General features: G+C 60.8%; 13 protein-coding genes. 9 read left to right on the top strand and 4 right to left on the bottom strand.

The window, feature by feature from the left end:
- Positions 1-110 precede the first annotated feature (110 nt).
- Positions 111-1,376 (top strand): acetate kinase, encoded by a 1,266-nt coding sequence (locus RBQ93_RS10460; protein WP_320372065.1) that lies wholly within the window; start codon positions 111-113, stop codon positions 1,374-1,376.
- Positions 1,377-1,462: 86 nt separating this feature from the next.
- Here RBQ93_RS10460 and RBQ93_RS10455 read toward each other — a convergent pair whose 3' ends face one another.
- On the bottom strand, positions 1,463-2,260 hold the full coding sequence (locus RBQ93_RS10455; protein WP_320372064.1) for a tetratricopeptide repeat protein: 798 nt from the start codon (positions 2,258-2,260) through the stop codon (positions 1,463-1,465).
- Positions 2,261-2,395: 135 nt separating this feature from the next.
- Here RBQ93_RS10455 and ptsP point away from each other — a divergent pair, with 135 nt between their 5' ends.
- Positions 2,396-4,741, top strand: a complete 2,346-nt coding sequence (ptsP, locus tag RBQ93_RS10450; protein ID WP_320372063.1) for a phosphoenolpyruvate--protein phosphotransferase — start codon at positions 2,396-2,398, stop codon at positions 4,739-4,741.
- Here the strand turns inward: ptsP and RBQ93_RS10445 are convergent.
- The 3 genes from RBQ93_RS10445 to ruvB form a co-directional block, all read right to left on the bottom strand.
- Positions 4,738-6,048: a hypothetical protein gene (locus tag RBQ93_RS10445; protein ID WP_320372062.1), complete on the bottom strand. Its 1,311-nt coding sequence runs from the start codon at positions 6,046-6,048 to the stop codon at positions 4,738-4,740. The two genes, ptsP and RBQ93_RS10445, sit on opposite strands and share 4 nt — an antisense overlap.
- Positions 6,049-6,112: 64 nt before the next feature.
- Positions 6,113-6,814, bottom strand: coding sequence for a DnaA ATPase domain-containing protein (locus RBQ93_RS10440; RefSeq protein ID WP_320372061.1), 702 nt, complete (start codon positions 6,812-6,814; stop codon positions 6,113-6,115).
- Positions 6,815-7,831 carry a Holliday junction branch migration DNA helicase RuvB gene (gene ruvB, locus RBQ93_RS10435; RefSeq protein ID WP_320372091.1) on the bottom strand — a complete coding sequence of 339 codons (1,017 nt, stop codon included), beginning with the start codon at positions 7,829-7,831 and terminating at the stop codon, positions 6,815-6,817.
- A 111-nt stretch (positions 7,832-7,942) separates the two neighbouring features.
- Between ruvB and kdsA the strand changes: the two genes are divergently transcribed.
- From kdsA to rpoN, 7 genes are all read left to right on the top strand, one after another.
- Positions 7,943-8,764: a 3-deoxy-8-phosphooctulonate synthase gene (gene kdsA, locus RBQ93_RS10430; protein ID WP_320372060.1), complete on the top strand. Its 822-nt coding sequence runs from the start codon at positions 7,943-7,945 to the stop codon at positions 8,762-8,764.
- Entirely contained in the window at positions 8,764-9,732 is a 969-nt protein-coding gene (locus RBQ93_RS10425; RefSeq protein WP_320372059.1) for a KpsF/GutQ family sugar-phosphate isomerase, read from the top strand. Before kdsA ends, RBQ93_RS10425 begins: the two co-directional genes overlap by 1 nt.
- A gap of 23 nt (positions 9,733-9,755) precedes the next feature.
- Entirely contained in the window at positions 9,756-10,274 is a 519-nt protein-coding gene (locus tag RBQ93_RS10420) for an HAD hydrolase family protein (protein WP_320372058.1), read from the top strand.
- 83 nt (positions 10,275-10,357) lie between these two features.
- Positions 10,358-10,939, top strand: coding sequence for an LPS export ABC transporter periplasmic protein LptC (gene lptC, locus RBQ93_RS10415; protein ID WP_320372057.1), 582 nt, complete (start codon positions 10,358-10,360; stop codon positions 10,937-10,939).
- A complete protein-coding gene (lptA, locus tag RBQ93_RS10410; RefSeq protein ID WP_320372056.1) occupies positions 10,926-11,477 on the top strand; it encodes a lipopolysaccharide transport periplasmic protein LptA in 552 nt (183 codons plus the stop codon). The genes lptC and lptA overlap by 14 nt, the downstream gene beginning before the upstream one ends.
- Entirely contained in the window at positions 11,458-12,201 is a 744-nt protein-coding gene (gene lptB / locus RBQ93_RS10405) for an LPS export ABC transporter ATP-binding protein (RefSeq protein ID WP_320372055.1), read from the top strand. The genes lptA and lptB overlap by 20 nt, the downstream gene beginning before the upstream one ends.
- A 27-nt stretch (positions 12,202-12,228) precedes the next feature.
- Positions 12,229-13,677 (top strand): RNA polymerase factor sigma-54, encoded by a 1,449-nt coding sequence (gene rpoN / locus RBQ93_RS10400; RefSeq protein WP_320372054.1) that lies wholly within the window; start codon positions 12,229-12,231, stop codon positions 13,675-13,677.
- Positions 13,678-13,693: the final 16 nt, after the last annotated feature.

Below are 13,693 nucleotides of genomic sequence, written 5' to 3'. Positions count from 1 at the left end.
CGCCATGATATATCAAATGCAGTTTTATTTTTAAGCAAACAGTTTATCATCGCTAACGCTTTTTTATTGATACTAATGGCGAATTCCTGTTTATTCTCTGGAGGATTACGATGATTATCATGGCGTTGAACTGTGGCAGTTCCTCAGTCAAATATCAGCTCTTTGACTGGGAAAAAAAGGTGGTCGTGGCCAAGGGGATGGTGGAACGGGTCATTGTCGGCGACTCGTTCATCGAACACGATGTTCCCGGCCGCCCCGCCTATCGCCTTGATGAAGATTGTCCCGATCACCGTGCCGCCATCGACCTGGTGATCAGAACGGTGACCGATTCCCAACATGGTGTCTTGAAGAATGTTAACGAGATCTCGGCCGTTGGCCACCGGGTAGTGCACGGCGGTGAAAAATTCACCCGTTCGGTGCTGATTGACGCGCAGGTGCTGGATGCGGTCAAGGAGGTGCAGCATCTGGCCCCGCTGCACAACCCGCCCAACATCGACGGCATCGAGGCAGCCCAGCTGTTGATGCCCAAGGTACCGCACGTAGCCATCTTTGATACCGCCTTTCACCAGACCATGCCGGAACATGCCTACCTCTATCCGGTGCCCTACGACTGGTACGAGAAGCACGGCGTGCGTCGCTACGGTTTCCACGGCACTTCGCACCTGTACGTCTCCAAGCGGGCGGCGGTGCTGCTGGGCAAACCGGCCAGCGAGTGCAACATCGTCACCATGCATATCGGAAACGGCGTTTCCCACTGCGCCATCAAAAACGGCGTCTCGGTGGATACCACCATGGGCCTGACCCCGCTGGAAGGGGCAGTGATGGGCACCCGTTGCGGCGACATCGACCCGGCCATTCCGTCGTTTATGATGCAGAAAGAGAACCTCTCCGCCAAGGAGATCGACAGCATCCTCAACAAGAAGAGCGGTATCCTGGGGATTACCGGCCGCTACACTGACCGTCGTGACGTGATCGAGCACGCTAAGGCCGGTGACCACCGTTGCGAACTGGCCCTGGATATCGAGGCCTATCGCTTGCGCAAGTACATCGGCGCCTTTATGGCCGCCGTGGGCAGACTGGATGCCGTGGTCTTTACCGCCGGCGTGGGAGAGATGGGGGCTGCCATCCGTGAGCGGGCCATTGAGAACCTTGAGCATATCGGTATTGTTCTGGACCGAGAGCGTAATGCCGGCGCCATGACCCGCAAGCGGGAGTCGCTGATCACCACCGACGATTCGCCGGTCAAGGTGTTTGTGATCCCCACCGACGAGGAGCTGGTCTTTACCGAGGATGTGGTGGCGATCCTGGACGGCAGCTATACCGATCATATGCAGTTTGAGTATTCGTTTGCCAAAAAGGATTTTGTCCGCAAGTAACCCCTGCTGACAAATGGATATGACAACGCCCCGTCAGGTTATCCTGGCGGGGCGTTGTTGTTTGTGCGGGTGATCGGTTTCGACGGTCAGCTGCCCAGTTCTTCTTTCAGTCCCTCCACCACGGCCCTGACCTCGGCCAGCATGTCGGCGGCCTGCGTTGAACGCTCGTGCTTCAGGTAGAGCTGATAGAATTTGAGCGCCTCCTCCATCCGGTCCTGATCCATGCAGATGCTGCCCAGGGTCAGGTAGCTCATGCTGAAGGCGGGGTCCAGCCTGATGGCGGTGAGGCACTGTTCTTCAGCCTCGTCCAGTTCTTCCAGGTCATACAGCAGTTCACCCAGGTTGTGGTAGGCGGCCGGGTCCTCCGGCTCGAGTTCAATGCCTTTTTGATAGGCCTCGATCGCCTGCTGGTGTTCGCCCTTGCCGTACCAGGCATCTCCCAGCGCGTTCCAGGCGAACAGGTTGTCCGGATCCCGTTCCAGGGCCTGCTGAAAGGCGGCGATCGCCTCGTCGGCCTTGTCCTGGGCATGGTACACCAGACCGATACTGACCAGGGCGTCGCTGTCCTGCGGATCCACCTCCAGTACCCGTTGGTAGCTTTGCAGGGCATCCTGGTGCTGCCCTGCCTCCAGCTGCAGATCCCCCAGGGTGGTCAGGGCATCCGGGTCATCCGGCGCCAGGGTGAGCCCTTTGCGGTAGGCGGCGATGGCCTCGTCCAGGCGTCCTAGTTCAGCCAGTGCATCGCCTTGATAGAAATAACCGGCCGGATCGTCAGGATGGTCTGTCTGGTAGCCAACCAGGATCTCCAGGGCAGCGGCAGGATTGTCGGCCTCCAGCTGGTCGATGGCGGTGGTCAATACGGGGTCAAGGGTGTCGCTGCTCATGGTCTGGTATCCTCCTGGCTGCTGTACGTGTCAGCAGGCTAGCACAGTCAATGCCTGCTGTGGATAGTAAAAATTTTGCAATCTGTAAACTTTGTTTTATACTGCCGGCCACCACTCTCATGAACGGGGTTTTCCATGCACCGCGAGCAGCCGCAGCAAACCCTCGGATTGCGTACCCTCGAAGATATCAGCAGCATCATCCTCCATTCCCACGATCTCCACGAGACCCTGGATAATATTGTCACCATCGTAGCCAAACGGATGAACAGCGACGTCTGTTCGATCTACCTGCTGGAGGACGATGGTGAGACCCTGGTGCTGAAGGCTACCAAAGGTCTGGCTCAAAGTGCGGTCAACAAGATCAGCATGAAGACCTCCGAGGGTCTGTCAGGTCTGGTGGTGGAGACCCGCGGCGTGGTGACCACCGATAACGCCCCGGCCCATCCTCGCTACAAGTATTTCAAGTATTCGCGCGAGGAACGCTACAACTCGTTTCTGGGCCTGCCGCTGTTCGAGCGCAAAACGCCGATCGGCGTGATCGTGGTGCAGAACAAGGAACCGCGCCTGTTCAGCGAGGATGAGATCAGTGCCCTGCGTACGATCACCTTTCAGATCAGCAGCATCGTGCTCAACGCCAAGCTGTTGGATTCGATCCAGACCAAGGAGCAGGAACGGGCCTTTTACGAGCAGGAGCTGGCCCGGCTGCGTACCAGCCGTCCCGGTGAGCGGCATGGCGCTGGGCATGACGAGCGGTTGCGTATCCTGCATGGCACGGCGGTGTCGGGCGGTGTCTGCCGCGGCAAGGTCTATATCCTCGATCGCTTCAGCGACAAGGTGATCAATGTCGCCAAGGTGGGCAGCAAGGCCGAGGAGCTGAAAAAGTTCCAGCTGGCCCTGGAAAAGGTCACCATCCAGACCATCTACATGGAAAAGCGGGTCAGCGAACTGCTCTCCGAGGGCGATGCCGCCATCTTTCATACCCATCTGATGATCCTGGAGGATCGCGGCTTCTCCGGCAAGGTGCAGGAGCTGATCGAACAGGGCAGCGGCGCCACCCGGGCGGTGCATGAGGTGGTGCAGGGCTATATTGAGGTCTTCGCCGCCATGGAAGACCCCTATCTGCGTGAACGTTCCGCCGATATGGAAGACATCGGCCGCCGGATCATCGATGTGCTGCAGGGCACCGAGCATGACGGGGTCAAGCTGAAAGAGGCCCGCATCATTGTGGCCGAGGATATCTTCCCTTCCGACATGGCCATGCTGGATCATGAGCGGGTATTGGGAATTGTGATCGAAAAGGGTAATGTCTACTCCCACGCCGCCATCATGGCCAAGTCGCTGGGCATCCCTGCCGTGGTGGGGGTGGCAGGTCTGTTGCAGGCCGCCGATGTCAAGGACCGCATGATCGTTGATGGCGCCTCTGGCAACATCTACCTCAATCCGGACAAACATGTCTGCGAAGAGTATCAGCGGCTGGAGCAGGACTACGCCACCCGGCTGAAAGAGCTGGAGCCGCTGCGCGACCTGCCGGCAGTGACCACCAACGGCACCCGCATCACCCTGCGGGCCAACATCGGTCTGATCTCTGATATCAAGGTGGCAGTGGCCAACGGCGCCGAAGGGGTGGGGCTCTACCGCACCGAGTTTCCCTACATGACCCGCACCAGTTTTCCCAATCGCCATGATCAGGCGGCCCTCTACCGCAAGATTCTGGAAGGGTTTCCGGATCAGCCGGTCAACATCCGTACCCTGGATATCGGCGGTGACAAGGGGCTGCCCTATTTCACCTATCCCCAGGAAGACAACCCGTTTCTGGGCTGGCGATCGATCAGGGTCTCCCTGGAGGAACAGGCCATCTTTAAGGAACAGTTGGCCGGTATCCTGCTGGCAGCCCCGGCCGGACGGCCCACCATCATGTTTCCACTGATCTCCTGTCTGGATGAGGTGCGGGCCATCCGTCGCATCATGGCCGAGGTTGTGCAGGAACTGCGGGCGGAAGGCTGTCAGGTCTGCGATGAACTGCCGCTGGGGATCATGGTGGAGGTGCCGGCTGCGGTGCAGATCGTCCACCTGTTGGCCAGGGAGGTCGAATACCTGAGTATCGGTACCAATGACCTGATCCAGTACCTGCTGGCGGCCGACCGCAACAACCCCAAGGTGAAAAAGTATTACGAACCGTACCATCCGGCGGTGCTGCATGCCATCAAGCGGGTGGCCGATGTGGGGCAGCAGATGGGCACCAAGGTTTCGATCTGCGGCGAGATGGCGGCTGATCCGCTGAATGCCCTGCTGCTGGTGGGGATGGGGATCCGTGAATTCAGCCTGTCGGCCCCCAGTATCCCGGTGGTCAAGCAGGCCCTGCGCAGCCACTCGCTGCGCCAGTGTCAGGCCATGTCGCGCAAGGTGTTGTCGCTGGATTCAGGAGCGGACATCAAGGCGTATCTGGCGAAAAAACGGAAGGAACTGTTCGGCGGGAGTTAGTCGTAGCGCCATTTGAAGGTCACCACCTTGCAGCCCGGCATCGCCTTGCGCAGGCCGGACAGGCCAGCCTCGGTAACCTTGGTGCCGCTGAAGGTCAGCCATTTAAGGCCTTTGAGCGGCAGCAGGTTGACCAGGCCGTCATCGGTGATCTCGCTGTGGTACAGGTAGAGTCGTCGCAGGCCGGTCAGACAGGCCAGGTGCTTCAGGCCGGCATCACTGACCGCCGTGTTGGAGAGGTAAAGTTCCTGCAGGCCGGAGAGCTTGCAGAGCCGTTCCAGGGCATCGTCACTGACTTCATACAGAAACAGGGCCTGCAGGTCGTTTTTGCCCAGCGACTCAAGGAAGGCCAGGCCAGCTGCACCTTCACCCCGCAGATCAAGTCGCAGCGCCATCTCCAGCGGTATCTCCCGTGCCCCCCGTGCTGCCCCAAGCTTTTGCCAGTCACGATAATCCACCGACTTGATCGGCCGTAGATACAGGGTGCCGTAGCTCTGGTCAGACGGGAAGCGTACCAGCCGGGTTTCCAGCTGGGGTGTCTGCTGTTCATCGACGGCTTCCGGTTCGCCCTTCAGCAGCGCCAGCCGCTTGCGGGCCTTGGCCAGGTCCAGGTCCACCGTGGCGGCCATCTCCGCCAGCAGGTCGATCCCGTCTGAGAGCGCGTCATCAACCCGCTGCTTGAAGCGGTAGATGTCGGATCCGATCAGCTCTGCGGTCTGATCGCGCAGTTCCTGAATGGTCTGGCGCACGTGGGCCAGCTGCCGGATCAGGCGGATCAGCTCGGCGCCGATATCCTGCCCCTGGACCAGCTCCGGCCCCAGTTGCCACTCCCGCAGCAGACGGTGCAGGCCGCTGCGGTCGCCTTCCTGGTAGGCCTGGTTGGCGATGACCATCAGCTCCTGGCGTCGAAACCGTTCGTGGTCGTCCACGCCCAGATCGGGGTGGATCGCCTTGGCCACCTCGCGGTAGAGGGCCTTGAGGCTCTTTTCCTCTATGATGCTGGTGGTGTCGGGATCATCATCAAGCAGGCTGGTGGTGCCCAGGGGGCGGTTTAAGGACTCGTGTTCGGAGGTGTGGTAGTACTTGTGATGTTCTTCGTCGGCAGCGCTGCCCAGCAGTCCGCTGATCTGCCATTCCAGCTGTTCCAGCTCGCTGATGCGGGCCCCCAGCAGCTGCTCGTAGGCCCGCTCAAAGATACGAATCTCGGACTTGATGGCGGAGAGATCACGCTCGCAGCGTGCCTGGTCTTCCAACAGGCCGGCCAGTTTCTGGCGCTTTTTGCTGAGTTCTATCTCTTCAGGGGATTTCATGACAGACCGGACTCCGTAAGGTAGCCGTTACGATAGGCAATCGACTGCAATGGTGCAAGGATTTTTACCCGCCGGTGGCGGACGGGGTGAACAGTTCGCGGGCCAGCCGCAGGCTGATCTTGCGTTGTTGCTCCAAGGCTGCCCGGTACAGGCGGTTGCAGGCGCTGACCAGCGCCCCGACGTCCCGTGGCAGCACCGTCAGCAGCCAGGCCGCCACGTCGTCCGGCAGCAGTACCTGACGGTCGGCGGCCAGTTTGGCGATCAGCATCCGGCGCGAGCTGTCGTCGCTCACGTCCAGTTGGGCCACCAGCCCCCACAGTAGCCTCGAGATCAGGTGATCGTCCAGATTGGTCAGCTCACGGGGGGCACGATTGGCCGCCAGCGCCACCGGCAGACCGGCGCTGTGGAAATGGTTGAACAGCTCCCAGAGCATCTGGCGCAGGACCGGCGTGTCGGTCAGCAGCTGCAAATCGTCCACCAGCAGGGCCGGCAGGCCACTCAGCTCTTCAAAGAGGGTGATGCTGTTGCCGTCTGTAAACTCTTTACATGAGGCGACCCGGCTGCCACAACCGATGGTCTGCTGGATGGCGTGCAGCAGGTGCGACTTGCCGCAGCCGGTGGGCCCATACAGAACGAGCAGCTTCTCGTGGCCATTCGGGTCTGTCAGTTGGCGGGCGAAGGCCAGGGCGGTGGCGTTGCCGTCGCAGCAGACGAAGTTTTCAAAGCTGTAGCGGGGGATGACCGGCAGGTCGAGTGCTTGTTGCATCTAGAACAATGCCCCCTGGGGCGCCTGCGGCTCAAGCCTGCCGAAGTGGCGATAGGCCGCCGGCGTGGCGGTGCGCCCCCGTGGTGTGCGGTTCAGGAAGCCGTTCTGGATAAGGAACGGTTCGTAGACATCCTCGATGGTGTCGCTCTCTTCACCGATGGCCGCACCGATGGTGTCCAGACCCACCGGTCCTCCGCCGAACTTGTCGATGATGGTCAACAGGATCATGCGATCCATCTGATCAAACCCCATCTCGTCGATCTCCAGCAGACGCAGGGTCTCCTGTACGACACTAAGGGTGATAGCGCCGTCAGCCCTGACCTGGGCATAGTCCCGCACCCGGCGTAGCAGGCGGTTGGCGATGCGGGGGGTGCCACGGCTGCGGCGGGCCAGTTCCAGGGCCCCTGCCTGGTCGATGCCCATGCCCAGGATGCGGGCCGAGCGGGTGATAATCACCGCCAGTTCCTCGTGGGTGTAGAATTCGAGCCGCGAGATGACGCCGAAGCGGTCCCGCAACGGCGAAGAGAGCAGACCGGCCCGGGTGGTGGCCCCCACCAGGGTGAAACGGGGCAGGTCCAGTTTGATGGAGCGGGCGCTGGGACCCTGGCCGATGATGATATCCAGCTGAAAGTCCTCCATGGCCGGGTAGAGGATCTCCTCCACCACGTGGGACAGGCGGTGGATCTCGTCGATGAACAGCACGTCATGGGCTTCCAGGTTGGTCAGGATGGCGGCCAGGTCGCCAGGGCGCTCGATCACCGGACCGGAGGTGGATTTGATGTTGACCCCCATCTCGCTGGCCACGATGTTGGCCAGGGTGGTCTTGCCCAGGCCGGGCGGGCCGTAGAGCAGCACGTGGTCCAGCGCCTCGTTGCGTCCACGGGCTGCCTCGATAAACAGCCGCAGATTGGCGCGGATCTTCTCCTGGCCGATGTAGTCGTCCAGGGTGCGGGGGCGCAGGGTGGCGTCAAACTGAAAATCGTCGTCGCTTTTTTGGGGGGAGATGGCACGGTCCATGGCGCCGACTATGACCGAATTTTCAAGCCTTGTCAAAGGAGCCGCCAACATGCTAGAAAGGGGCTGCCTCGCACCAGATTGCGGGGCCTTTTTGATCTGACGAGGTGCCCTATGAAAACCCGTGAACTGACCATTGGCAACGTAAAGCTGGGGGGCGGACGTCCCCTGGCCCTGATTGCCGGTCCCTGTGTGATTGAAGACAAAGAGGCGACCCTGCGTCACGCCGAGCGGCTCTTAACCATTTGCAACGGCTTAGGCATGGGTCTGATCTTCAAGGCCTCCTACGACAAGGCCAACCGTACCTCGGTGCATGCCTTCCGCGGCCCCGGCATGGACGAAGGCTTGCAGATCCTGGCTGCGGTCAAGGAAAAGCTGGGCCTGCCGGTGCTGTCCGATATCCACTCCATCGAGCAGGTGGAGCCGGCGGCCCAGGTGCTGGATGTGTTGCAGATTCCGGCCTTTCTCTGCCGCCAGACCGACCTGCTGGTGGCTGCGGCCGAGACCGGCAAGGTGATCAACGTCAAGAAGGGGCAGTTCCTGGCCCCCTGGGATATGAAGAACGTGGCCGGCAAGCTGGCGGCCACCGGCAACGAGAACATCATCCTCACCGAGCGGGGCGCCTCCTTCGGCTACAACAACCTGGTGGTGGACATGCGCTCCTTCCCGGTGATGCGGGCCACCGGTTATCCGGTGGTGTTCGACGCCACCCACAGCGTGCAGCTGCCCGGCGGCCAAGGGACGTCATCCGGTGGTCAGCGCGAATTTGTGGAGTTTCTGTCCCGGGCGGCGGTGGCCACCGGTATCGACGGCATCTTCATGGAGGTGCACGAGGACCCGGACAAGGCGCTGTGCGACGGCCCTAATTCGATCCCCCTGGCTGAGCTGCCGGCCCTGCTCAAAAAACTGCAGGCCCTGGATGCGGTGGTGCGCTGATGGCTATTCTGGCTGAGGCAAAACGGGTGATTATGGTGGAGGCCCAAGCGGTGGCTGCCCTGGCGGAGCGGCTGGACGCCTCCTTTCAGCAGTCGGTTGAGCTGATCTTGGCCAGCAAGGGCAGGGTGGTGGTGACCGGCATGGGCAAATCGGGCCTGATCGGCCAAAAGATCGCCTCCACCATGGCCTCCACCGGTACGCCGGCCTTTTTCCTGCACCCGGCCGAGGGGATCCATGGTGACCTGGGGATGATCATGACCGGTGACGTGGTGATCGCCATCTCCAACAGCGGCGAGACCGATGAGCTGCTGCGGATCCTGCCGAGCATCAAACGGCTGGGCGCCCACCTGATCGCCATGAGCGGTAATCCTGATTCGACTCTGGCCAAGGCCGGCGATCTGTTTTTGGATGTCTCGGTGAAGGAAGAGGCTTGCCCCTTGGGGCTGGCCCCGACCGCCTCCACCACCGCCACTCTGGCCATGGGCGATGCCCTGGCAGTGGCACTGCTGGTCGAGCGGGGTTTCAAGGCCGAAGACTTCGCCATCTTCCATCCTGGCGGTTCGCTGGGCAAAAAGCTGCTGCTGCGGGTTGAGGATATGATGCACAGCGGCAGCGCCATGCCATTGGTGACGGAAGGCACCCTGATGAAGGAGGCTCTGTTCGAGATCACCGCCAAGGGGCTGGGTATCACCGGTGTGACCGATGCCGAGGGCACGCTGCTGGGGGTGATCACCGACGGCGACCTGCGCCGGGCCCTGGAGCGGGGTGAGGATATCCTGCAGGCCACTGCCGGCCAATTGATGAAGCGGGGCGCCAAGCGGATTGTGCGGCGTGAGTTGGCAGCTGCAGCCCTGCAGATTATGGAACGGTTTTCGATCACCTCGCTGTTTGTGTTTGAGAACGAGCAGGATCAAGCCCCCTGCGGCGTGATTCACCTGCATGATCTGCTCAAGGCCGGCATCGCCTGATCGCAGGCCAAGGAACCCTTTCCATGCATGAGAAACTGAAACAGATCGAACTGTTGCTGCTGGATGTGGACGGGGTGATGACCGACGGCCGCATCATCTGGGATGCCCACGGCGTGGAGACCAAGGCCTTCAACGTCAAGGACGGTCACGGCATCAAGCTGGTGCAGCGGGCCGGCGTTCAGGTGGGCATTATTACCGGGCGCACTTCGCCGGTGGTGGATCTGCGTGCCCGCGAACTGGGGATTGATATCCTCTATCAGGGCGCCCTCAAAAAACTGGACAGCTATCTGGATATCAAGCGGCGCACCGGGCTGGAGGATCACCAGATCGCCTACATGGGCGATGATGTGATTGACGTGCCGGTGATGCGGCGGGTCGGCTTCTCGGCTGCCCCGGCCGATGCCCTGCCGGAAGTGGCGGCGTTGGCCGACTACGTGGCCCGTTGCGGGGGTGGATGCGGTGCGGTGCGTGAGCTGTGTGATCTGGTGCTCAAGGCGCGCGGACAGTGGCAGGAGTTGGTGGCCAGCCGCTATGAACTGTAGTCCATTCAAGCTTTGTGCCAACTGTGCAGCAGGCAACCAGGTATGCGCTGGACAGCCCATAGTGGCGATGGTATAGTGACGCCATGCTGAAGCTGAGCCCAAGGCGAATCAAGCAGATACTGGCCATAGCCATACTGGTGCCGACCTTGGTGCTGGTGGTGGCTATTGTCTCCCGGCAGCAACGTGCAAACTCACCTGAAACGGTCCCCCAGGCATCCTCGCCCGACGTCGACATGTCCATGAACCAGGTCCGTTTTTCAGCGATGCGTGACGATGCCACGTTGTGGGAACTGGTGGCTGACCGGGCTGATTATGACAAGGAACCGGGTGTGGTGCATCTCAAGAAGGTTCGTCTTGAGACCTTTGAGGGCAAGACCGGCGGGGTGGTGATCACCTCCCGAACCGGCAGGTATCAGGAATCGAAACAACTGGTAACCATGGAAGGTGCGGTGCATGCCGTTACCCGCAAGGGGATGATCTTCGACACCGACCAACTGCTATACCTGCCGGCCACCAGTCTGTTGCGGACCGATCACGGGGTCAGTGTGCTGGATGGTCGCTTGAGGCTGAAGGCCCGTGGTATGGAGGCCTCGCTGAAGACTGAACAGGTTCGTTTTTTGAGTCAGGTGAATGCCGTAATCGAGGGGAACCATGCAAAACGTTAAGCGGCTCGTGGCTGCACTGCTCCTGCTGATGCTGATGCTCTCGCTGGCCTGGGCTGCGCCGCAGCCGGTTGAAAAAAAGGCCACCAAGGATCGCTCGGCACAACCGATCACGGTTAAGTCTGATCAGCTGCAGGCCTACAACGAGGCGAAGCAGGCCGTCTTTACCGGCCGTGTGGTGGCCCGTCAGGACGATGTGACCATCTACTCCGACCGCCTGGAGGTGTACTACGGCGAGAGCGACGACGAGGTGGACAAGATCATAGCCATCGGCAATGTGCGCATCCTGCAGACCAACCGGGTCGGCACCGGTGGCCATGCCGTCTATGAGAGCAAGCTGGGCAAGATCACGCTGACCGAAAACCCCCGTGTCAGCCAGGATACCGACACGGTTACCGGCAAGGTGATCATCTACTATCTGGACGAAGAGCGTAGCGAAGTGCAGAGCGGCGACAACGCACGGGTCGAGGCGGTGATTCACCCCAAGTCGGGCAACGCTCCCAAAAAGAGTGACAAGAAGCATGACGCCAACAAACAATAATCACGGCATGCTGCGTGCCGAAGGGCTCTGCAAGAGCTACGGCAAGCGGCAGGTGGTCAAGGGGGTCGACCTCTCGCTGCAGTCCGGGCAGGTGATCGGCCTGCTGGGTCCCAATGGCGCCGGCAAGACCACCACCTTCTACATGGTGGTGGGGCTGACGCTGCCTGACAGCGGACGGGTGTTCATCAACGACGAAGATCTGTCCGGCCTGCCGATGCACCTGCGGGCCCGGCGCGGTATCAGCTATCTGCCCCAGGAAGCCTCGGTCTTCCGTAAGCTGTCGGTGGCCGATAACCTGATGGCGATTCTGGAGACGGTGGAACCCGATCCGGAGTTGCGGCTGCATCGGCGCGATGAGCTGCTGGACGAATTTGGTATCCGGCATGTGGCCGCCACCATGGGCTACGCCCTGTCCGGCGGTGAGCGGCGACGGGTGGAGATCGCCCGGGCCCTGATCACCAAGCCCTCCTTTGTACTGCTGGATGAGCCGTTTGCCGGTATCGACCCGATCGCCGTGGCCGACATTCAGAACCTGATTGTGGCCTTGAAGGCACGCAACATCGGGGTGCTGATCTCGGACCACAACGTGCGGGAGACTCTGGGGGTCTGCGACGCAGCCTACATCGTCAATGAGGGACAGGTGCTGGAATATGGCACACCCGAAGAGATAGCCAACAGTCGCAAGGCCCGGGAGATCTATCTGGGCGAGGCGTTCCGCCTGTAACCACAGGCGGCACACGGGAGAGCGTTCATGGCAATGGAGATGCGGCAACAGCTCAAGATGACCCAGCAACTGGTGATGACCCCCCAGTTGCAACAGGCCATCAAGCTGCTGCAGCTGACCCGCATCGAGTTGCAGGATGTGGTGAGCCAGGAGCTGGAGGAGAACCCGCTGCTGGAAGAGGTGCTGGACCCGGACGAGGCCCGCGACGGTGATCAGCAGCTGGAGGCCGATGAGGCCGAGCAGCGCGACGATCAGGAGCCGCAACCTGAGTCCTACGACGAGGTAGAGGCCGGCGAGGAGACGCTGCGCGACTGGGACAGCTACCTGGATGGGTATAACTACAGCGCCGGTGAGCAGTACAACGATGATGACGATCGGCCTTCCTTTGAAGCGCTATTGACCCGTAAGGGGACGCTGGGTGATCACCTGCGCTGGCAGCTGCATATGGGGCACTTCAGCGACACAGAGATCCGCTTTGGTGAAGAGATCATCGGCAATCTGGATGACGATGGCTACTTTCGGGCCTCACTGCCGGAACTGGCAGCAAGCTGCGGTCTGCCGGAAGATACGGCCGAGGCGATCCTTGGCAGGATTCAGGAATTCGACCCGCCCGGTATCGCTGCCCGTAACCTGCAGGAGTGTCTGCTGGTGCAGGCCCGCGCACTGGGTATGGGCGGCAGCCTGGTCGAGGCGATCCTGGAGCACCACCTCAAGGACCTGGAGACCCGTAACTATCGTCCTATAGCGCGTGCCTTGCGCTGCGACGTGGAGCACGTGGTGACGGCCGCCAAGCTGATTGCCGGCTTGGATCCGCGACCCGGTTCGGTCTATACCAGCGAAGACACTCACTACATCTCGCCGGACATCTTTGTACACAAGGTGGCTGATGACTACGTGGTGATGCTGAATGAGGACGGACTGCCCAGCCTGCGCTTGTCACCGCATTATCTCGAGGCCAAGGCCGGCGGCGGTCTGGATGCCAAGGCTGACGAATATGTCAGCGACAAGATGCGGGCGGCACAGTGGCTGATCAAGAGTATCCAGCAACGCCAGCGCACCATCTTCCGGGTAGCCAAGAGTATCGTCAAGTTTCAGCGCGAGTTTCTGGAGCGTGGGGTCGAGGGGCTGCGGCCGCTGGTGCTGCGGGATGTGGCCGAGGATATCGGCATGCACGAATCCACCATCAGCCGGGTAACCACCAACAAGTACATGCAGACCCCGCAGGGGCTGTATGAGCTGAAATACTTCTTCAACAGCAGTCTGTCCACCTCCGATGGTGATTCGGTTTCGTCGGAGAGCGTCAAGAGTCGGATCAAGGATATCATCGACAAGGAAGACGCCCGCAAGCCGCTCTCGGATCAAAAGATCGCCGAGATGCTCTCGGACGAGACGGTTAATATCGCCCGGCGGACAGTCACCAAATATCGCGAAATGCTTAAAATCGGATCGTCGTCGGAACGCCGGCGACATTTCTGATATACTTTCCCCACGG

The organism is Trichlorobacter sp., assembly GCF_034008105.1.
GTDB lineage: Bacteria > Desulfobacterota > Desulfuromonadia > Geobacterales > Pseudopelobacteraceae > Trichlorobacter.
Note: the sequence above shows the minus strand (reverse complement) of the source record. Positions and strands in the feature narration are given on the sequence as shown.